The following is a 21819-nucleotide window of genomic DNA, read 5'->3' as shown; positions in this document are numbered from 1 at the left end:
TTATTTAATCAGCTTACTCAACCAGCTTGTTCATCTGTTCCTGATCGAATTTCTCCGCTGCCGCCAGGGTTTCGCAATCAATTCCCGCGCATTTCAGGGCAGCCAGAATTTTTTCGATTTGATGTTCCTGTGTCGCTGCATTATCGATCAAGCCGTGCAAAGCCTTGGAGAGCGGATCATCACCATTCGGTGTCACGCCATAGGATGCAAACATGCGCGCTGCAGCCTGATCGCGGGTGTCGTCCTTGAGGATAATACGTGCCGGATTGCCGACCGCTGTCGCGCCTGCCGGTACTTCCTTCACGACAACCGCATTCGATCCGACCTTCGCACCCTCGCCCACGGTAAACCCGCCCAGCACTTGCGCACCGGCACCTATGATGACACCATTGCCCAGCGTAGGATGGCGCTTCGCACCTTTGCTCAGTGAGGTCCCGCCTAGTGTGACGCCCTGGTAAATCGTGCAGTCGTCGCCGATCTCTGCGGTTTCGCCTATCACTACGCCAAAACCGTGGTCGATAAACACACGCCGGCCGATTTTTGCACCGGGATGAATTTCGATACCGGTCAGCCAGCGCGCAATATGCGAGGTAAAGCGTCCCAGCCACTTCAAATCATTTACCCAGAACCAATGCGCCCAGCGTTGCATGACGATGGCGTGCAGCCCCGGGTAGCAGGTAATGACTTCCCATACGCTGCGCGCGGCTGGATCGCGGGCAATGATGTTGGCGATATCTTCTTTAATACGACTGAACATGGAATGAATAATTATGCGAAAGATGCGTAAGTAGCAATATTAGCCTGTTATGGCAATACCTGACGAGTGCCGGACTTGCATCCGGCATCCCGCCTGCCATCGTCAGATCTGCTACGAACCGGTAGCGATGCGTTGCCGGCGGGCTTCGTACAGACAAACACCGGAAGCCACGGAAACGTTCAAGCTCTCGACCGAACCGAACATCGGGATGCCGACCAGCACATCGCAGGTTTCACGCGTCAGGCGGCGCATGCCCTCGCCTTCCGAGCCCATGATCAGTGCGGCAGGGCCGGAAAAATCGGCTTCGTACAAGCCTTTTTCAGAATCGTCGGTAGTGCCGATCAACAGAATGTCGCGCTCCTTCAACTCTCGCAAGGTGCGCGCCAGATTCGTCACTGTGATGTACGGAACGGTATCGGCTGCGCCGCTGGCGACTTTGGCAGCCGTCGCATTCAAGCCGACCGCGCGGTCTTTCGGTGCAATCACTGCATGTGCACCGGCGCCATCGGCCACCCGCAGACATGCGCCGAGATTGTGTGGATCGGTAATGCCGTCGAGCACCAGCAACAAGGGTGGGCCGTCGATTGCATCGAGCAGCTCATCCAGATTGCGCGCCAGCGACAATTCGCCAGCCTTGGCAACCACGCCCTGATGGCGACGGGTACCAACTATGCTGCTCAGACGTGCGTCATCGGCGGCAATGATGCGCACCTTGGCAGCTTCCGCAGCGCGTATCAAATCCTTCATGCGCTGATCGTGACGGCTGGCGTCGATATAGATTTCTTCTACCGAAGAGGCTTCATGACGCATGCGCGCCGTGACGGCGTGAAAGCCGAAAATCATCTTGCTCTTCATTTTTTATCGTTTCTTCTTGCTTGGTTTTACCGCCGGTGGGCGTTGTTTATTGGGTGTGGCGGGCGGACGTTTGGCCGCCTTGGTCTTTTTCGCAGGTGCAGTATCCGCAGCGCCAGCCTTCGCCGCACTCTTCTTCGCACTTTTTAGCTCGTTTTTTTGCTCGCCTTTTTTCGTACGCTGCTGATGTTCGGTATCGGCGCGGCGTGCTTCATTCTTCAAAATCGTGCGTATGCCGGGTTCAGTCACCAGACGCAAATCGATCTTGCGCGCATCCAGATCGACGCGGCTGACCTGCACCGTGACACGATCGGTCAACTGGTAACGGATACCGGTACGTTCGCCACGCAATTCATGACGCGCGTCGTCGAACTTGAAGTGATCCGCACCCAATTCGGTAACGTGCACCATGCCCTCAATGAACAGCGAATCGAGTTGCACGAAAATGCCGAAGGTCGTAACACCGGAAATCACGCCGGTAAATTCCTCGCCCAGCTTGTCGCGTATGAAATAGCATTTCAGCCAGGCTTCGACGTCACGCGAGGCTTCATCGGCACGCCGTTCATTGGCGGAACAATGTATGCCCAGCGCTTCCCAGATTGCCAGATCGCCTTCAGCTTTCTCGCGCTGCTTTCCTTCTGCCTTGTCCTGCGCGTGCTTTTTGCGCGCGGCGGACGACAACATCGTGTTCAGCGCACCGGTATCTATGCCTTTAGGCGTATAACGCTTGCCTTGCAAAATTGCCTTGATGGCGCGATGCGTGAGCAAATCGGGATACCGGCGAATCGGGCTGGTGAAATGCGCGTACGCTTCATACGACAAACCGAAGTGACCGATATTTTCCGGGCTGTAAACAGCCTGCTGCATCGAACGCAACAGCATCGTTTGCAGCAGCAAGGCATCGGGACGATTCTTGATCTTCGGCATCAGCTCTGCATAATCTGAAGCGCTAGGCTTGTCGCCGCCAGCCAGATTCAAGCCGACCTGTTTCAGGAAGGTGCGCACCTGATTCAGCTTCTCTTTGGTCGGCAAGGCATGCACGCGATACAGGCTAGGATGCTTGTGACGTTCCAGCAGATCGGCAGCACATACATTGGCTGCCAACATGCATTCTTCAATCAGCTTGTGCGCTTCATTACGCGTACGTGGCAGTATCTGTTCGATCTTGCCGACCTCATTGCAAACGATATAGGTTTCCGTCGTTTCAAAATCGATAGCACCACGCGCATGACGCGCCTGCAGCAAGGCCTTATACACGCCATGCAAATTCAGCAGGTGCGGCACCAGCGCCGGGCGCTTGGCAGCTTCTATGCCTTTGGTATTGCCCAGTATCGCTGCCACTTCTGTATAGGTCAGACGTGCAGCAGAATGAATCACCGCAGGATAAAACTGATACGCCTTGATCTCACCCTTGGTGGTGATCACGGCATCGCAAACCAGCGTCAGACGATCGACGCCCGGATTAAGCGAACACAATCCATTCGACAATTTTTCCGGCAGCATGGGAATCACACGACGCGGAAAATACACCGAAGTGCTACGTTCCAGCGCATCGACATCCAGCGGCTCGTTCGGTTTCACATAATTGCTGACGTCGGCAATAGCGACGATCAAACGGAATCCATCGGCGCGACCGATTTTGCATGGTTCGCAATAAACGGCATCATCAAAATCACGCGCATCTTCACCGTCGATGGTGACCAGCGGCACATCGCGCAAATCAACGCGATCGGCCAACTCAATTGCACGGACTTCATCCGGCAACTTTGCGGCAGCTTTTTTTGCTTCTTCAGAGAACTCATGTGGCACACCGTACTTGCGCACGGCGATTTCGATTTCCATGCCAGGGTCGTCGATATCGCCCAGCACCTCAACGATCTTGCCGACCGGCTGACTGAAACGCGATGGTTGCTCAGTCAATTCAACACTGACAACCTGCCCGGTTTTTGCCTTGCCGGGCGAACCGGACAGCATGATGTCCTGGCCTATGCGCTGATCCTCAGGCGCGACGATCCAGACACCGTTTTCGTTCAGCAGGCGGCCGATCACATGCGTGTTGGCACGCGCCACCACTTCAACGATCGTGCCTTCTGGACGGCCACGACGGTCGGTACCGATAATGCGGGCTTGCACGCGATCGCCGTGCAGCACTTTTTGCATTTCTTTTTCAGGCAAAAAAATGTCGGCACTGGCATCGTCCGGAATCAGAAAACCGAAACCATCGCGATGGCTGCTGACGCGGCCTTCGATAAAATTGGATGAATGCGCGAGCTGATAATTGCCGGTGCGATCAGGTTTGATCTGCCCATCGCGCTCCATTGCATTGAGGCGGCGCATCAGGCCGTCCATTTCGTCAGGTTTTACACCGAGTACGGTTGCAAGAGAGGTAGCATCGTGCGAGCTGGCCGCCGTGCGTAAGATGCCGAGAATTTCCTCGCGGCTGGGAATGGTATAAGAGTATTGGCTCAAAAGCTGTTTTAGTTAATTGTTGTTGAAACGGTAGTCAGTGTAACGGACGGTGACGATGTTTGCATAATAAGTAAAGACTCATGCAAATAGATTGCAATCGATGATTGACATTCAAATGATTTCCGCTATACTGCTGATCTTTCTGTAGGCCCACGTGGCGGAATTGGTAGACGCGCATGGTTCAGGTCCATGTGCCGCAAGGTGTGGGGGTTCGAGTCCCTCCGTGGGCACCAAGTTATTAAAACCCCGTTGATTCGTCAACGGGGTTTTTCTTATTTCAGGCTGCATTTTTTCTGCCGCCTTCTCATTACAAAATTCATACACCACTTTTCACGCTGCAATAGAAATCAATAGTGCCTGTGAAAAGTGACATGCCGGTGACTGAACGCGGCTATCCTTATTCTGCATCACCCTTCTTCATCCATGCAGCCAATTGGTGCGGACGCAAACCGTCGTATTCTTCAAACGGTTGATGTATCCAGGGATTGTGAGGAAAATAATCGAGATAGAAGTCAGGCTTGGTCGATGAGCAGGCCTTGTACCAGATGACGGCGGATTTGACTTCCGTTACGGCGGGAAATTGTTCGGCAAGATGGCGTTGCACTTCTGCCAGCGTGACGCCGGAATCCACCAGATCGTCGAGCAGCAATACCTTGCCGCCTAGCGATCCGTTGATAATGGTGATGTGACTGGCAATATCGAGCGTGCCTTGCGTAGTGCCCGCCTCTTCGCGATACGAGCTGGCCGAAAGTATCGCCAGCGGTACATCAAAGATGCGGGAGAACACATCGCCCGGACGCAAACCGCCGCGGGCCAGACACAAAACCTGATCGAATTTCCAGCCGGATTCATGCACCAATAAAGCCAGACGTTCGATTGCATGGTGATACTCCTCCCATGTAATCCACAAGTCCTTGTCGCTTGATTCAGGCATCGTGCATGTCACCAGCCGCAGAAATTCTTATTTGAATGGATGACGCAATACGATAGTTTCTTCGCGGTCAGGACCGGTGGAAATCATGTCGATAGGCACGCCAACCAGTTTTTCGATGCGATCGATATAGGCGCGAGCATTCGCCGGCAAGGCTTCCAGCGTTTTCGCGCCGACTGTCGCTTCTTTCCAGCCTGGCATTTCTTCGTAAATCGGCTCGCAAGCTGCCGCATCTTCCGCACCAACCGGGAAGATATCAACGATCTTGCCATTCAGTTTGTAGCCGGTGCAGATACGCAGCGTTTCCAGGCCATCCAGCACGTCGAGTTTGGTAAAGCACATGCCCGTCACGCCATTGATCTGTACCGAACGCTTCAGCAAGGCTGCATCGAACCAGCCGCAGCGACGCGCACGACCGGTCACGGTACCAAACTCGTGACCAACGGTTGCCAGATGCTTGCCGACACCTTGATCGGTCGGCAATTCAGATGGGAATGGGCCCGAGCCGACACGCGTGGTGTAGGCCTTGGTGATACCCAGAATGTAATGCAGCATGCCGGGGCCAACGCCGGAACCGGTGGAAGCATTGCCTGCCACACAGTTGCTCGACGTAACGTAAGGATAGGTCCCGTGATCGACGTCCAGCAAGCTGCCTTGCGCGCCTTCAAACAACAGGTTCGCGCCTGCATTGTAAGCAGCATACAAGGCACTCGATACGTCGCCAACCATAGGCTTCAGGCGTGGCACATCTGCCAGCGCTGCATCCAGAGTTTTTTGGTAATCAACGGTCGGCACCTTCAGATAATTCGCCAGCACGAAGTTGTGATAATCGAGGTTTTCCGCCAGTTTTTCTGCAAAGCGTTTTTCGTTCAACAGGTCGGCTGCACGAATCGCGCGACGCGCAACCTTGTCTTCATATGCAGGGCCAATGCCTTTTCCTGTAGTGCCAATCTTCGCATCGCCGCGCGCCACTTCACGCGCCACGTCGAGTGCCGTGTGATACGGCAGAATGATCGGACACGCTTCGGAAATTTTCAGGCGCGACGGGACTTCAACACCGATCGCATGCAGTTTGTCGATTTCGCGCAGCACGTCAGGCACCGACAGCACGACGCCATTACCGATGTAGCACGCCACGCCTTCGCGCATGATGCCGGACGGGATCAGTTGCAATGCAGTTTTATGGCCGCCGATGACCAGCGTATGACCGGCGTTATGGCCGCCCTGAAAACGCACCACACCCTGCGAATGATCAGTCAGCCAATCGACGATCTTGCCCTTGCCTTCATCGCCCCATTGAGTACCGACTACGACGACGTTTTTTGCCATGCTTTTTGTAGACATCACTTAACCTAAATTTTTAATAATCCAGTTGCCATCTTCAAGTACGAGTACACGATCACACTCGAACTCATCCTGATCGTTTTCGTGGCCGGAGAGACTTTGAATCACGATTTCTCCTGCCTTGCGCAATGCGCCGATTTTTGTACGTAATGCCGGTTCGCGCCCCCATGGTGCGCGTATCGCGCGCTTGGGTTCTGCACCAGGCAACAAGCGCGCCAGCTCGCGCAAATCCATCGAGAAGCCGGTAGCCGGACGTGCCCGGCCAAACGCTTCGCCAACGTGATCGTAACGGCCGCCGCGTGCCACTGCGTTCGGCAGGCCAGGCACATAGATCGCAAACATGACGCCGCTTTCATATTGATACCCACCAAGATCGGCCAGATCTATCGTTACGCTCGCTCCACCAGCCAGGCTGGCCAATGCAGTCAATTCATCCAGGGCCGTATCGATTCCCGGCAGTTTCGGCAATATTTCGCGCGCCCGCGCAATCACCGTCACGTCGCCATACAAGCCTGGCAAGGCCAGCAAGGCGCGCCGCGTATCGGCACCGTAGGTCAAGGTCATTTCCTGCAGCGCAGGAACATCTTTCGCCCGCAGGAAAGTATACAGCGCGTCCTCATCCTTTTGTGCCTGAACATCGCTTGCAATAATTGCACGCAATACGCCTACATGACACAAATCGATTCGCACCTGCGTAAAACCAGCCAGTGCCAGCGAGGCCAGCGCCAGCTCCTGAATTTCCGCGTCCGCTTCCAGACCGCCATGACCGTAGACTTCTGCGCCTATTTGCAAAGGCTCGCGCGTCGCATGCAAGCCACTCGGTCGCGTTTGCAGTACGCTGCCGCAATAGCACAGGCGCGTGATGGAAGCACGATTGAGCAGATGGGCATCAATGCGCGCCACTTGCGTCGTCATGTCTGCGCGCACACCCAGGGTTCGACCGGACAACTGATCGATCAGCTTGAAGGTGCGCAAGTCCATGTCCTGTCCGGCGCCCGCCAGCAGCGATTCCAGATACTCGAGCATGGGCGGCATCACCAGCTCATAGCCGTACAGGTGGAAATTGTCGATGATGAGACGACGCAACTCTTCAATTTTGCGCGCTTCGGACGGCAAAACATCGGCAATATTTTCAGGCAACAGCCAATTGGGCATAACAGGCAATGAAATAGGTCAGAAAAAGAAAATCGACACGGCTTATACGCCAACATAATGGCCAGCGCATGATCCACAAGCAGAATCATACCTGACCAAATTTATTCGCTTTGCAAAATGTAGCGACGCCAACAAAAAAACACTGCCGCGCACAAGCCAGGGCTCACGCCCCGCATCGTGTGCACGACAGTTCGTATTATTTCTTTGCCGCGCCGCTACCGGTCGTCGGATTTTTGAAGTATTTAAAGAACTCGGAATTCGGATCAATGACGAGCATATCGTTACGCGTTTTGAAACTGCCGCGATACGCCTCAAGGCTACGATAGAACTTGTAGAACTCAGGGTTTTGGCCAAATGCCTGTGCATAAACCTGCGACGCCTTGGCATCGCCCTCACCGCGAATCTGTTCTGCATCACGATAGGCTTCTGCCAGAATAACGGTCCGCTGACGATCTGCATCGGCACGAATCTTCTCCGACTCTGCAGCACCGGTCGAACGCAATTCATTGGCCACACGTGCACGCTCTGACTTCATGCGATCAAAAACAGAAGCATTGATCTGCTCGACATAATCGACACGTTTCAAGCGCACATCGACAATCTCGACACCGATCTGCTTGGCTTCTTCGGTCACTTTTTTCTGGATACCGTCCATCACCTTGCTGCGTTCGCCCGAGATCACTTCACGTACGGTACGTTTGGTAATTTCATCATTCAGCGCCGCCTTCACAATCTGTGCCATGCGGTTCTGCGCGCTACGTTCGTCACCGCTAAAACTGACGAAATACAGACGCGGATCGACGATGCGCCATTTGACAAAGGCATCGACCAGAATGTTTTTCTTCTCCGCCGTGATGAAACGGTCTGCATCCGGCGTATCCAGTGTCAGGATCCGCTTATCCAGAAAAACGACGTTCTGGAAAGGTGGCGGCAATTTGAAGTGCAAGCCAGGTTCGCTGATCACGCTTTTAACTTCACCCAGCGCGAACACAATCGCGTATTGACGCTGATCGACCACGAACATGGTCGAGAAAAATATGCCGGCCGCGATCGCCAATGCGATCACATAAGAAATAAGGCGATTCATTATCGGCTCTCCCGATCACGGGAAGTACGGCTATCACGAGTACGGGAATCCTGCGGCAATTGCGTCTCCAATGCGACTGAATCAGATGGTAATGCTGGTGTAGTAGCTGATGGTGCAGTTGCTGCAGCTGTACCGGCAGCAGTTTGCGAAATCAATTTGTCCAGCGGCAGATAAATAAGATTGTTGCTGCCTTTTGCATCAACCATCACTTTTGTCGTGCTTGAGAAAATCTTTTGCATTGTCTCGAGATACATACGATCGCGTGTCACGGCCGGCGCTTTTTGATATTCCACCAGCACCTGCTTGAAGCGTGAAGCTTCACCTTGTGCGTTGGCAGTCACGCTGGAGCGATAAGCTTCCGACTCTTCCATCAGACGCGATGCTGCACCACGAGCACGCGGAATCACGTCATTTGCATACGCCTGCCCTTCATTCTTTTGACGTTCGCGATCCTGGCCTGCTTTCACCGCGTCATCAAACGAAGCCTGCACTTGTTCCGGCGGCTGCACGCCCTGCATCGTCACGTTGGTAATCTGCACGCCCGCCTTGTAGCGATCCACGATTTGCTGCATCAACTGGCTTGTATCGAAGGCGATTTTTTCGCGGCCTTCATATAATACAAAGTCCATCTTGCTGCGGCCGACAACTTCGCGTATCGCCGTTTCGGCAACCTGCTTGACCATCTCGCCCTGTTCGCGATTATTGAATACCCAGTCGGAAGCGTTTTTCAATGTGTACTGAACCGCGAACTGGATATCGATGATGTTTTCATCTTCCGTCAGCATCAGCGATTCCTGATGCTGCTTGTTTTTGATGCTCCCGCGATAACCGACTTCCACCGTGCGTACTTGCGAAACATTCACGATTTCGTGACTTTGGATCGGAGTTGGCCAGCGCCAGTTGAAACCGGCTGGCGTCATGTGGCTGTATTTGCCGAAAGTGAGAACAACGCCGGTCTGGCCTTCCTGTACGATGAAAAAACCACTGACCAGCCACAGGAATGCAACGATGACGGCAATGACACCGGCACCAATACCGGCGCCGCGCATATCAGGCTTGAAGCCCGTACCGTCGGTGTTGCCGCCATTGCCCCCGTTACCGTTGCCGCCGCCGTTTTTACGGTTGCCGAACAGATTACCTAAGCGCTGATTGAAATCGCGCCACAATTGATCCAGATCCGGCGGACCGTCATTGGGACGTTTGCCATTCTGATTCTTGTTGTCGTCAGAACCACGACCCCAACGAGGATCATTGAGCGAGAATTTCAGGCCAAATTTTTTGAGTAGGGAAACAAGCATTCTTTTGCGGTCCGGGCTGAAAAATAATGAGTTGGAATGCCAGGTAATTTTCATACCTTGGCGTCGTCGGATGCAACAAGCGAAACATCTTCAAGTCCAGCGGCGCGCTCTTTCGCACACTCGGCTATCGCTTCACGCAATAGATCCAATCCGCTTCCAGTCTGGGCACTAATAAAAACACGACCGATTTTATCATATTCATCACGCTCCAAAGCAGGTTCCAGCCCTGCAGCGTCAATCTTGTTCCAAACGAGAATCTGCGGAATCTGATCGGCACCAATTTCGCGCAAAACCGCATTCACTTCTTCTATCTGCTCCATGCGCGTCGGGCTGGCGCCATCGACTACATGCAGCAGCAGATCGGCATGTATGGTTTCCTCCAGCGTGGCACGGAACGCAGCAACCAATTGATGCGGCAATTCACGAATGAAGCCAACTGTATCGGAGATCACTACATTCCCGGCTTCTCCCAGATAAATCCGGCGTGAAGTCGTATCCAGCGTGGCAAACAATTGATCCGCCGCCAGCATCTTGGTTTTAGCCAAAGCATTGAACAAGGTCGACTTGCCGGCATTGGTATACCCGACCAGCGACACTGAAAATGCATTGTTGCGACCACGCGCGCGGCGCTGGGTTACATGCTGCTTGTGCAACTTTTCCAGCTTGGCGCGCAAGGCTTTGACCCGCACACCGAGCAAACGTCTATCGGTTTCCAGTTGCGTCTCACCCGGACCACGCAGACCGATACCACCTTTCTGACGTTCCAGATGGGTCCAGCCGCGTATCAAACGGGTAGACAAATGTTGCAGTTGCGCCAACTCTACCTGGACTTTACCGACGTGGCTTTGAGCCCGCTGCGCAAAAATGTCCAGAATCAGGCTGGTCCTGTCGACTACCCGTATCTTCAGGTGGCGTTCCAGATTCCTCTGCTGTGCCGGCGACAGGGCATGATTGAAAATAACAATATCGATCTCATGATCAAGCACCGCATCGGCAATTTCATTTGCCTTGCCGGAACCGACAAACAAGGCAGCGTCCGGACTGGCACGCTTGCCTGTAATTGTCATGATAGGTTCGGCACCCGCAGAACGGGCAAGCAGGGAAAGTTCTTCCAGACTTGCTGCGAAATTGCCTTTGCCAAAATCAAGGCCAACGAGTACTGCACGCATATTAATTCCGCGCCAGCAAGGAAATGAAGCAGACCTTATTCAGCGTCAGACTCGATGCTCAGATTGACGGCACGTGCAGGAACAACTGTAGAGATTGCGTGTTTGTAGACCATCTGGGTGACGGTATTACGCAGCAAAACGACGTATTGGTCGAAGGATTCGATATGACCCTGGAGTTTGATGCCATTGACGAGATAAATCGAAACGGGAACGTGCTCTTTGCGCAAGGCATTGAGAAATGGGTCTTGTAACAGTTGCCCTTTGTTGGTCATGACAGCTCCATTGTGTTGTTGTGATTAGGAGGTTGAGGCATCTTGCTTATTTTCAAGTGTCTCTCTCAGTGGGAATGTAATCGATTTCGAGTTTTTTCGCCAAACCGGCTTATTTTTCGGATCGGCTGAAAGGATTTTTGCCTGAACGTAACTCGATACGTAATGGAGTCCCAACCAGTGAAAAAGTTTCGCGGAAATGCTTTTCCAGGAAGCGTTTGTAGTTTGCATCAATCGCGTCCAGCGCATTGCCATGGATAACGACGATAGGCGGGTTCATGCCGCCCTGATGCGCATAACGCAATTTCGGCCGGATAGAACCCTTGCGACGCGGCTGTTGATGCTCTACCGCTTCGATCAGTGCACGCGTCAGTTTAGGCGTAGACAGATTGGACATCGCGGCAGCATAAGCGTTATCGACGGATTTCATCATCGGACCGATGCCGCTGGACTTCAGGGCCGAGACGAAGTGCGTTTTCGCGAACGACAGGAAGCCAAGCTTGCGTTCCAGATCGATCTTGATTTCATCGCGCCTGTCGCTGGTCAAACCGTCCCATTTATTCACGCCGACTACCAGGGCGCGACCCGACTCCAGAATGAAGCCGGCAATATGCGCATCCTGCTCGGAAATATCCTGTTGTGCATCAAGCAGCAAGAGCACGACGTTCGCTTCGGAAATCGATTGCAGGGTTTTCACCACCGAAAACTTTTCGATCGCTTCGAATACCTTGCCGCGACGACGAATACCGGCGGTATCGATCAAGGTGTACAACTTGCCTTCGCGCTCAAACGGAATCTCGATTGAATCGCGGGTAGTGCCCGGCAAATCGAATGCGATCACGCGCTCTTCACCCAGCAGGGTATTGACCAGCGTTGACTTGCCGACGTTCGGACGACCAACAATCGCCAGCCTGATACTGCGATCCTTGGATTCAGGAACTTCTTCTTCCGGCGGACGTTGTGCGAAAGCGATGTCCAGCGATTCTTCCACCAGATCGGTCACGCCATCGCCATGCGCGGCGGAAATCACGTAAGGATCACCGAGGCCGAGTTCGTAGAAATCGGCGGTCACCATCGTGTACTTCATGCCTTCGGCCTTGTTGACCACCAGCATCACCGAGCGCCCCGATTTGCGCAGAAAATCGGTAATGGTTTTATCGTGCGGCGTCAGACCCTGACGTCCATCGACGATAAAGATCACGACATCGGCTTCGGCCACAGCCTGCTTCGTCTGCTTGGCCATTTCATGCATGATGCCTTCCTTGGCAACAGGCTCGAAACCGCCGGTATCAATGACCAGAAACGGACGTTCGCCCACACGGCCTTCGCCGTAGTGCCGGTCACGCGTCAAGCCCGGAAGGTCAGCGACCAACGCATCACGCGACCGGGTTAGTCGATTGAATAGCGTGGATTTGCCGACGTTAGGTCGACCTACAAGTGCAATAACCGGCTTCATTTAATTGTTTTACTCAGCCGCGACAGCGACCAAGGTTCCTGATTGAGTTTGAAAAATAAAATTCGCGCCGGCGTGAGCCGGTGCGGCAAGAATCGGACTGCCATCGGTGCTGATACGCGCCGCCAGCAAGCCATCTTCTTTCGAGAAAAAATGGATATAACCCTGGTAATCGCCCACCGCTACCAGCCGACTGGAACTGATCGGTGTCGACAGACGGCGATTTGCAAGTTGATTGTTGCGCCAGGCACTGACGCCGCCATCACGCGCAAACGCGTTCAATGCGCCGCGTTCGTCGGCAGCATAGACAAAGCGCTCATCGACTGCCACGCCCACGTCGCTGGACAAGGCTTTGGCCCAGCGCGGCGTGCCGCTGATCGCATCGAAACAGGCTACACGGCCTTGATAAGCGACCGCGCACACATCACGACCGGAGACGACAGGCGCACCGGAAATGTCGGCGATGCGTTCCAGTTCCGTCGTGCCGCGCGGATCGCCTACAGCGACTTCCCAGCGCGGTGCGCCGTTATTCAAGGTCACCGCTAACAGACGACCACCGGCCAAACCGACATAGGCATTTGAATTTGCGATCGTGATACCGGGCGATGTACGCAAGGTCAAGGCTGGCGCCGTGCGCTGCACAAACCATTTGCGCGTGCCCGTTTCGGCATCCAGTGCCACGACGCGATTGTCCAGGCTGCGCACAATGACGACGCCTTGCCCTACTGCCGGCGTGGACAACACTTCGCTGCTGGCTTGCGCCTTCCAGCGTTGCTTGCCATTGCCGTCGAATGCCAGCACCGTTCCTTTTTCACCCGCCACCACAATGGTGTCGCCATCGCTGCCGACGCCTGCCGTCAGCTTGCTGCCGGCATTGATGCTCCATACCGAACGCCCGGTCGCTGCGTTGATGCGCATAACCGTGCCATCTGCCGCTGCCGTAAAAACGTCACCGCCGACTACCGCCGGCGTAAAAACATATTGATCAGCCTTGCCTACACGTTCCGACCAGACCGTACGCACGGTTGCAGTCGTTTTTACCTCAACCAGAGCCGCAGGCTGATTGCGTGTCGATGGTTTGCTGGCAAATGGATTGAGCGAGGACATGAACGAACATCCCGTCGTTGCCACCAGCAATCCGGCGCCCAGAACTTTTAATGTGGCATTTGATGTAATACGCATCGTCTTCCTTAAGCGTGTATGCAAGCTTGTCAAATTAAGCAGCTTTTTTCGCAGCAGCGCCGCCAATGGCATCCAGTTTTATCTGGATCAACTGACGCCCAGGATTCTTTACATCGGTTTTTTCCAGCGCCGCCTGATAAGCCGTACGTGCTTCATCCAGCTTGTTTTGCGCCATCAGGATGTCGCCCTTGCGATCTTCAACCACACCGGCGAATTGTGCCGGGAAACTGGCTGACAGTAATTTCAAGCCTTCGTCGTAGGCCTTTTCATCCAGCAGAATGCCGGCCAGACGTATGCTTGCAATCGCCTTGTAGTCATCGCTGACACCCTTGTCGATTACCCACTGCAATTGCGCTTTTGCCGTTTTGAAATCATTCGCGTCGAAGGCGGATTTGGCAGCAGCCAGGGCGGTCATCTGCGCATAAGCGGTACCGGGGAATTTCCCCTCCATATCGGCGGCAACACGCTGCACCTGCTCCTTATCCTGCGCAATCACAGCTTTTTGCAACTCTTCATACAGTTGCGCAGCCTGATTGGCCTGCTTGTTTTGGTAAGCGCCCCAACCTGCCCAGGCTGCATAAGCACCCAGCACGATAATCAGCAACCATGTAATCAGATTGCCGTATTGATTCCACCAGGATTTAAGGCTGGCGAGTTGTTCTTGTTCTGCGTGATCGTATGCCATATTGGTCTGATATTAATGGTGATAGTGAACGTGATCGGCGTGATCATGGTCGTGATCATCGCCAACGATTTGGTCAACCAGATAATCGGCTATGCCCTCGAATGCAACTTCCGATTGCTTGCCTTCTGCATCGCGCATTTCCTTGACGACGGCTGCGCCCTTTGCGATTTCATCCTCGCCGATAATCACGGCATAAGCTGCACCGCTATTATCCGCGCGCTTCATCTGCGATTTGAAACTGCCGATGCCGGCAGGCGCTGCGCAATGCAGGACGACATCCAGACCGGCATCGCGCAAACGCTCGGCAACAACGGAGGCCTGCAATTGCGCCGGCTCACCTTGATGCACGATATAAACGTCGCATTGATTCGGCGTAAATTTCTCGCCGCTGGCTTTCATCAGTTCCAGCAAGCGTTCGACACCCATGGCGAAACCGCAAGCCGGCGTCGGTTTGCCGCCGAACATCTCAACCAATGGATCGTAACGACCACCACCGCACACCGTACCTTGCGAGCCGAGTTGATCGGTGACCCATTCAAATACGGTGCGATTGTAATAATCCATGCCGCGCACCAGACGCGGATTGATGGTGAACGGGATTGCATTGTGGTTCAGAATTTTTTGCACGCCTTCAAAATGCGCACGCGAATCTTCACCCAGATAATCGAGCAGCTTGGGCGCTGCATTGACCATATCCTGCATGGTCGGATTCTTCGTATCCAGAATACGCAATGGATTGCTATGCAAACGCTTTTGCGCTTCGGCATCCAGCAATTCAGCATGCTGCTTAAAGTAGGCGATCAGATCGGCTCTATGCTTGTTGCGCTCTTCGGCATTGCCGATCGAATTCAACTCCAGGCGCACATCCTGCAAGCCAAGATCGTCCCACAAACGCTGGCACATCATGATCAGTTCTGCATCGATGTCCGGGCCGGAAAAACCGATCGCTTCTGCACCGATCTGATGGAATTGGCGATAGCGGCCACGTTGCGGTCTTTCGTGACGAAACATCGGGCCTGAATACCAGAGACGTTTTGGGCCGTCATAAGTCAAATTGTGTTCCAGCGCAGCACGCACCACGCTGGCCGTGCATTCCGGACGCAAAGTCAGTTCATCGCCATTCATCGAATCGGTAAAGGAATACATTTCCTTTTCGACGATATCGGTGACTGCGCCCAGGCCGCGCGCAAACAAGGCGGTCGGCTCAACGATAGGCGTGCGGATTTGCTGGAAACCGTAGCTTTTCAAAACCGTGTGCACGGTATTTTCAAACAACTCCCACAAGGGCGCATCGGCTGGGAGAATGTCGTTCATTCCCTTCACACCGACAATTTTTTCTGTTTTTTTGGTATCTGACATTTGCTTTTAAAAACTGATCTTTAACTTGTTTGATGCTGCTTGCTTGACTAACGTCGTCTATTGATCCAACTCAATCACTATTAAGCAGCACTGTTTTCGCTGTTTTCTTTGCCGTAACGACTCTTGACGTAATCCAGCACAATCGCATGAAATTCTGCGGCGATATTGTCGCCGCGCAGCGTGACGGTTTTTTCGCCATCGACAAATACCGGTGCCGCCGGCGACTCGCCTGTACCTGGCAAACTAATGCCAATGTTTGCGTGTTTCGATTCGCCCGGGCCATTCACGATACAGCCCATCACCGCAACGTTCATTGCTTCCACACCCGGATACTGTTTTTTCCAGACCGGCATCTGGTCACGCAAATAAGTCTGAATGCCGTCCGCCAGTTCCTGGAACACGGTGGAAGTGGTACGACCGCAACCCGGGCATGCAATCACCATAGGCGTAAATTTACGCAAGCCCATGGTTTGCAGAATTTCCTGGCCGACGATGACTTCGCGCGTCCGATCGCCACCCGGCTCCGGCGTCAGCGAAATACGGATCGTGTCGCCTATGCCTTCCTGCAGCAGCACCGACAACGCAGCAGTCGAGGCAACGATGCCTTTGCTGCCCATCCCCGCCTCGGTCAAACCCAGGTGCAGCGGATAGTCGCAACGACGCGCCAGTTCGCGATACACCGCGATCAAATCCTGCACGCCCGACACCTTGCACGACAGGATGATGCGATCGCCAGCCAGACCCACTTCTTCCGCACGCATCGCGTTTTCGATTGCCGATGTCACCAGCGCTTCATACATCACTGCCTGTGCAGTCCACGGATTCGCTCTTGCCGCGTTTTCATCCATGATGCGCGCCAGCAGTTCCTGATCCAGGCTGCCCCAGTTCACACCTATGCGTACCGGCTTGTCGAAACGGCAAGCGGTTTCTATCATCTGTGCAAACTGCGTATCGCGCTTGTTACCCTTGCCGACATTGCCGGGATTAATACGATATTTCGCCAGCGCCTTTGCGCAATCAGGATAATCGTTCAACAGTTTGTGACCGTTGTAATGAAAATCGCCCACCAGTGGCACCACGACATCCATCTTGTCGAGCTGCTCGCAGATTGCCGGCACGGCAGCCGCTGCTTCCGGCGTATTCACCGTGATGCGCACCAGTTCAGAACCGGCGCGCGCCAGCTCCTTGATCTGGATCGCAGTCCCGATCACATCGGCGGTATCGGTATTGGTCATCGATTGCACGACGACCGGCGCATCGCCACCTATGTGGACTTCGCGCCCACCATAGCTGACAACGGCGATGCGGCTTTTACGCCGCGAAAAAGGGCCTGTGGCAATCGGATCGGATGACGACATACGTAATCTATTTCAAATTCAAACGGGCAACGTTGCTGGTATTCCCGGCAACAATATCAATCGGCGTACCGCGCAAAGTCACATCAACGCCGGCAGCATTGCCGATCACCATCGACACCGGCCCGCTCACTTCAACTACTTCGGAGGACCCTGCTTTCAGCAAGCGCGACAGCACAATGCTATTGTCGGCGCGCTTGATCTCAACCCAGGAATCCTCACGCACCTTAATTGCCAGCGCATCTTTACTGTTAACAGAAACCGCAATGGCCGGTACCGTTACCTTGCTCGCCTGCGGTGCAGCTACGGGAAGCCCCGCAGGTGCTGCTGCAGAGACAGGAGTCGGTGTCGGTGTCGGCGCCAACGCTGGGGCAGGAGCAGGCGGAGCCGTCACTGGCTTGACTGTCGCAACTGCCGGCGCAGGCGTTACCGGCTGCGGCTTAACTGCCTCTGGAACTACCGGCTGAACAGGCTCGTTCGCCCCAGACGTTGCTTCTATCGTTTCTGTTTCCGGCACTTCGACTGCCGCTTCAGCAGACTCGGCCGGAATTGATTTTTCTTCAGCATTGGAAGATACAGCCGAAACTCCCTCTGGCAGCCAGCCCATGCGTTGACCGGCGAACAACAACACGCCTATCACCACGACGGCCACCACGCCCATCACCGTCTTGGACGACAACCCACGCGAACCGGAAGGCGACAGCCTGGTTTCGGAAAACGATGCGGAAAGCGTATTGCGTTCCGGCTGCAGAACAGGCGGCACTGCAGTATCGCCAATCACAGCAGCAAGTATGGGCGCAGGATCAGTCTGCAATACTTTTGCATAAGCACGGATAAAACCGCGCACAATCACCATCCCTGGCAAGGCCTCATAGTTATCGGCTTCCAGCGCCTGAATCTGCCGGTTTGCAAGATTCAATTGATTGGCAATCTGCACCGTAGTCCAGCCGCGCGCTTCACGCAAGGCAGCAAGCTGCGTCCCGGCCGATATCATCGGCTCAGCGATTTCGCTCACAGCTTCCGCAACAGGCTCGACGGTCGCGCTATTTGTCGTTTCATTCACAGACATATTGTCATTCATTAAAGGCCCCGCGCTGATAAGCGGCAAATTCATTTGAGTTCGGGTAACGGCGACGCAATTGCGTCGCATAACTGCTTTCTGCTGCCCGATCTCCCATCTTGCGTTCAATCTTGACTGCCAGCCACAACACTTCTGCACTCAACACATCGGCTTTGGTGACGCGTGCGATGTAAAAGCGCGCGCGCTCATAATCGCTACGGTCGTAATTCATGCGTGCCAGGTTGGTATTCGTCGTCGGATTGCCCGGCTCGTAACGAAATGCCTCGTTAAAATAGCGCTCCGCTGCGGCAGCATCCTTCAGGATCATGCTGCACGTTCCGGCATTATTCAAAGCCTTGGCAGGCGACTGATATGCCTTGTTGCGAATGGCCGCTTCAAAATAGGCAATCGATTGACTGGCGCGACCGTTCTGGCACAGGAACCAGCCATAGTTATTGCTTAAATCCGGATCGTTCGGCGCCAGACGAATGGCGCGCGTAAAGTTTTCTTCCGCCAGCCGCGTCTCGCCCATATCCATGTAAATCAATCCAGCCATGCTGTAGGCATCGGCAAATTCGGAATCAGTCTGCAAGGCGAGCTTGATTTCATCCAGCGCGATATTCATCTGCCCTTGCTGGTAATAGCCTATCGCCAGTTGCAGACGAATCCCCGCACGCTTCTGTTTATCGGTCTTGTCGGAACTGGTCGCCAGATCGCCTTCCGGTTTGACTGCGGTGCTTGAAGCGCATCCCGCCAACAGGACTGCACACAAAAGCGATGCTCCCAACCAGGCAAATCGGCGTGCTGTCATCAAGATGGAATCTCCACAATACGTCCAAAATTTTTGCCGAATTTTTCCTGGTATTCGGCCATTTTTTTCATACGGTCCTGCACTCGCGTACGATCCTGCACCTCGCCTGCCAACTGACCGCATGCAGCGTCGATATCATCGCCGCGCGTCTTGCGTATCGTCGTGACGAGCCCACCATCCATCAGTACCTGGGCAAATGCCTTGATGCGCGGATTATTGGAGCGCGTCAGACCGGACTCCGGAAATGGATTGAAGGGAATCAGGTTGAATTTGCATGGCACATCGCGCACCAGCGTCAACAGTTCGCGCGCATGCTGATCGCTGTCGTTGACACCATCCAGCATGCAATATTCAAAGGTCACGAAATCACGCGGCGCAAACTCCAGATAGCGTTTGCACGCCGCCATCAATTCCTGCAACGGATACTTCTTGTTCAAGGGCACCAAACCGTCGCGCAAGGCATCGTTCGACGCATGCAGCGACACCGCCAGCGCCACTGCACAATCCTGCGACAGCTTGTCTATCATCGGCACCACGCCGCTGGTCGATAGCGTCACGCGACGACGCGACAGGCCATAGGCATTATCATCCAGCATCAGCTTGAGGGCGGTAACGGTCGGCTCGTAATTCAACAAAGGTTCGCCCATCCCCATCATCACCACATTGGTGATCTGGCGTTCGCCTTTCGGGCCAGGTTCGATACCTTTGGTTCTGCGCAATTCAAATTCCGCCATCCACAGCTGGCCGATAATTTCGCCCACCGACAGATTGCGGTTAAAACCTTGTTTTCCGGTTGAACAAAACCGGCAATTTACCGCGCAACCCGCCTGTGTCGAAATGCACAGGGTGCCGCGGTTTTCTTCGGGAATAAAGACAGTCTCGACTGCATTGCCCTGCCCCACATCGATCAGCCACTTGCGTGTGCCGTCGGAAGAGGTGTGATCGGAAATCACGGCTGGCGCAGCAATCATCGCACGCGTTTTCAACTTGTCGCGCAGCGACTTCGCCAGATCCGTCATTGCGTCGAAATCACTGGCGCCGAATTGATGTATCCAGCGCTGCAATTGCTTGGCACGAAACGGCTTCTCACCCAACTCACCGCAATAAGCGATGAGCTGCGCAGGATCCAAATCCAGCAAATTGGTGAGAGTCGTCGTCATAAAGCCATTTCACGCCGTTCAGAGAGCAGATGAAAACCTGCGCAGAACGGCAATTCCAAATTAACGCGAATACACATTCAATGCAGGGAAGTAGTAAGCGATTTCAACTTTCGCTGTTTCTTCTGCATCGGAACCGTGTACGGCATTAGCGTCGATCGAGTCGGCGAAATCGGCGCGGATCGTGCCTTTTTCAGCTTTCTTCGGATCGGTTGCGCCCATCAGGTCGCGGTGCTTGGCGATTGCGTTTTCGCCTTCCAGAACCTGAATCATCACAGGACCGGAAATCATGAAATCGACCAAATCCTTGAAGAAAGGACGTGCGCTGTGAACAGCATAGAAACCTTCTGCGTCAGCACGCGACAATTGCGCCATGCGAGCAGCGATGATTTTCAGGCCAGCGCCTTCGAAACGGGAATAAATCTGACCGATTACGTTTTTAGCGACTGCGTCGGGTTTAATAATCGACAGGGTGCGTTCGATTGCCATCTGAAAAAACTCCAATAAAATGAAAGGGTTAAGACAAAAATATGATATTTCAACTAACCTTTAATTCTAGCATGAAAGTACCTTGCACTTCGAGCAGAAACACTGGTTTTTATGTGAGGATAGCGTTAAGAACAGAAGCGTTTATACTATGGACATGTCAAGAAGCTGCTTGGCAACAATGCGAGCTTGATATTAACTGGAGGAAACATGAGCAATCTACAGCAAACCTACGGGTCCACCTATGACATTACGTCAACCAGACATCGTGTGCTGCGCAATACGTACTGGCTACTTGCCTTATCGATGATACCCACCGTGCTGGGTGCCTGGCTGGGCGTGCAGTTCAAATTTGCATTCTTCGCCGCCAGTCCTTTCATGGGCATGATGGTCTTTCTGGCTATCGCCTTCGGCTTTTTCTATGCCATTGAAAAATTCAAGAACTCGGGTCTGGGTGTAGCGCTTTTACTCGGATTCACCTTTTTCATGGGCTTGATGCTGTCGCGCCTGATCGGCCACATACTCGGCTTTGCAAACGGCACCACGCTGATCATGACGGCTTTTGGCGGTACAGCAGCCATTCTGGGCGTAATGGCCACGGTTGCAACCGTTTCCAAGCGCGATTTTTCAGGCTTGGGCAAATGGCTGTTCATGGGCGTACTGGTGATCATACTGGCAGCCGTCGCCAATATCTGGTTGCAACTGCCGGCGTTGCAACTGACGATCTCGGTCGTCGCCATCGGCATATTCTCGGCCTTCATCCTGTACGACGTACAGCGCATCATCAATGGCGGCGAAACCAATTACGTCACGGCAACTCTGGGAATCTACCTGAGCGTGTATAACATTTTTGCCAACCTGCTCTCCCTGCTGGGGATTTTCGGTGGCGAACGCGACTGATAGCTGACGCACACAAAAAAGCCGACTTGCGAGTCGGCTT

20 protein-coding genes and 1 tRNA gene are annotated in these 21819 nt (G+C 53.9%); 2 read left to right on the top strand and 19 right to left on the bottom strand.

Going from position 1 to position 21819, the window contains the following annotated elements; genetic code table 11:
• Positions 1–13: 13 nt before the first annotated feature.
• The 3 genes from cysE to rnr form a co-directional block, all read right to left on the bottom strand.
• On the bottom strand, positions 14–757 hold the full coding sequence (cysE, locus tag ACIQW9_RS03260; protein ID WP_402332883.1) for a serine O-acetyltransferase: 744 nt from the start codon (positions 755–757) through the stop codon (positions 14–16).
• A gap of 111 nt (positions 758–868) precedes the next feature.
• Positions 869–1612, bottom strand: coding sequence for a 23S rRNA (guanosine(2251)-2'-O)-methyltransferase RlmB (gene rlmB / locus ACIQW9_RS03255; protein ID WP_402332880.1), 744 nt, complete (start codon positions 1610–1612; stop codon positions 869–871).
• A 3-nt stretch (positions 1613–1615) separates the two neighbouring features.
• The gene (rnr, locus tag ACIQW9_RS03250) at positions 1616–4078 is read right to left on the bottom strand and encodes a ribonuclease R (protein ID WP_402332877.1); all 2463 of its coding nucleotides are present in this window, start codon (positions 4076–4078) and stop codon (positions 1616–1618) included.
• Positions 4079–4226: 148 nt separating this feature from the next.
• Between rnr and ACIQW9_RS03245 the strand changes: the two genes are divergently transcribed.
• Positions 4227–4311, top strand: a tRNA-Leu gene (locus tag ACIQW9_RS03245).
• Positions 4312–4475: 164 nt separating this feature from the next.
• Here the strand turns inward: ACIQW9_RS03245 and ACIQW9_RS03240 are convergent.
• The 16 genes from ACIQW9_RS03240 to ndk form a co-directional block, all read right to left on the bottom strand.
• Positions 4476–5012: a phosphoribosyltransferase gene (locus ACIQW9_RS03240; RefSeq protein ID WP_402332874.1), complete on the bottom strand. Its 537-nt coding sequence runs from the start codon at positions 5010–5012 to the stop codon at positions 4476–4478.
• A gap of 27 nt (positions 5013–5039) precedes the next feature.
• Complete coding sequence (locus ACIQW9_RS03235) at positions 5040–6353, bottom strand: adenylosuccinate synthase (RefSeq protein ID WP_402332872.1); 1314 nt, start codon at positions 6351–6353, stop codon at positions 5040–5042.
• A gap of 3 nt (positions 6354–6356) precedes the next feature.
• Positions 6357–7508, bottom strand: coding sequence for an ATP phosphoribosyltransferase regulatory subunit (locus ACIQW9_RS03230; protein WP_402332869.1), 1152 nt, complete (start codon positions 7506–7508; stop codon positions 6357–6359).
• 196 nt (positions 7509–7704) lie between these two features.
• Positions 7705–8595, bottom strand: coding sequence for a protease modulator HflC (gene hflC, locus ACIQW9_RS03225; RefSeq protein ID WP_402332866.1), 891 nt, complete (start codon positions 8593–8595; stop codon positions 7705–7707).
• Positions 8595–9893 (bottom strand): FtsH protease activity modulator HflK, encoded by a 1299-nt coding sequence (gene hflK, locus ACIQW9_RS03220; protein ID WP_402332864.1) that lies wholly within the window; start codon positions 9891–9893, stop codon positions 8595–8597. Before hflK ends, hflC begins: the two co-directional genes overlap by 1 nt.
• A 50-nt stretch (positions 9894–9943) precedes the next feature.
• The gene (gene hflX / locus ACIQW9_RS03215) at positions 9944–11062 is read right to left on the bottom strand and encodes a GTPase HflX (protein WP_402332861.1); all 1119 of its coding nucleotides are present in this window, start codon (positions 11060–11062) and stop codon (positions 9944–9946) included.
• A 35-nt stretch (positions 11063–11097) separates the two neighbouring features.
• Entirely contained in the window at positions 11098–11334 is a 237-nt protein-coding gene (gene hfq / locus ACIQW9_RS03210; protein ID WP_304931855.1) for an RNA chaperone Hfq, read from the bottom strand.
• A gap of 109 nt (positions 11335–11443) precedes the next feature.
• A complete protein-coding gene (der, locus tag ACIQW9_RS03205; RefSeq protein ID WP_402332857.1) occupies positions 11444–12787 on the bottom strand; it encodes a ribosome biogenesis GTPase Der in 1344 nt (447 codons plus the stop codon).
• Between the two features lie 9 nt (positions 12788–12796).
• Entirely contained in the window at positions 12797–13966 is a 1170-nt protein-coding gene (gene bamB / locus ACIQW9_RS03200; RefSeq protein WP_402332854.1) for an outer membrane protein assembly factor BamB, read from the bottom strand.
• A gap of 34 nt (positions 13967–14000) precedes the next feature.
• Entirely contained in the window at positions 14001–14651 is a 651-nt protein-coding gene (locus ACIQW9_RS03195) for a tetratricopeptide repeat protein (RefSeq protein ID WP_402332851.1), read from the bottom strand.
• A 12-nt stretch (positions 14652–14663) separates the two neighbouring features.
• On the bottom strand, positions 14664–16010 hold the full coding sequence (hisS, locus tag ACIQW9_RS03190) for a histidine--tRNA ligase (protein WP_402332848.1): 1347 nt from the start codon (positions 16008–16010) through the stop codon (positions 14664–14666).
• Between the two features lie 80 nt (positions 16011–16090).
• On the bottom strand, positions 16091–17368 hold the full coding sequence (gene ispG, locus ACIQW9_RS03185; RefSeq protein ID WP_402332845.1) for a flavodoxin-dependent (E)-4-hydroxy-3-methylbut-2-enyl-diphosphate synthase: 1278 nt from the start codon (positions 17366–17368) through the stop codon (positions 16091–16093).
• Between the two features lie 7 nt (positions 17369–17375).
• The gene (locus ACIQW9_RS03180; protein WP_402332842.1) at positions 17376–18434 is read right to left on the bottom strand and encodes a helix-turn-helix domain-containing protein; all 1059 of its coding nucleotides are present in this window, start codon (positions 18432–18434) and stop codon (positions 17376–17378) included.
• 4 nt (positions 18435–18438) lie between these two features.
• Positions 18439–19236 carry a type IV pilus biogenesis/stability protein PilW gene (pilW, locus tag ACIQW9_RS03175; RefSeq protein ID WP_402337840.1) on the bottom strand — a complete coding sequence of 266 codons (798 nt, stop codon included), beginning with the start codon at positions 19234–19236 and terminating at the stop codon, positions 18439–18441.
• Entirely contained in the window at positions 19236–20396 is a 1161-nt protein-coding gene (gene rlmN, locus ACIQW9_RS03170) for a 23S rRNA (adenine(2503)-C(2))-methyltransferase RlmN (protein ID WP_011870771.1), read from the bottom strand. The genes pilW and rlmN overlap by 1 nt, the downstream gene beginning before the upstream one ends.
• Positions 20397–20456: 60 nt before the next feature.
• Complete coding sequence (ndk, locus tag ACIQW9_RS03165; protein ID WP_353153763.1) at positions 20457–20882, bottom strand: nucleoside-diphosphate kinase; 426 nt, start codon at positions 20880–20882, stop codon at positions 20457–20459.
• 207 nt (positions 20883–21089) lie between these two features.
• Between ndk and ACIQW9_RS03160 the strand changes: the two genes are divergently transcribed.
• Complete coding sequence (locus ACIQW9_RS03160) at positions 21090–21779, top strand: Bax inhibitor-1/YccA family protein (protein ID WP_402332839.1); 690 nt, start codon at positions 21090–21092, stop codon at positions 21777–21779.
• Positions 21780–21819 lie beyond the last annotated feature (40 nt).

It is taken from the genome of Herminiimonas sp. NPDC097707 (genome assembly GCF_044761395.1).
In the GTDB taxonomy this organism is placed as follows: domain Bacteria; phylum Pseudomonadota; class Gammaproteobacteria; order Burkholderiales; family Burkholderiaceae_D; genus Oxalicibacterium.
This window is presented reverse-complemented; position numbering and strand designations above follow the sequence as displayed.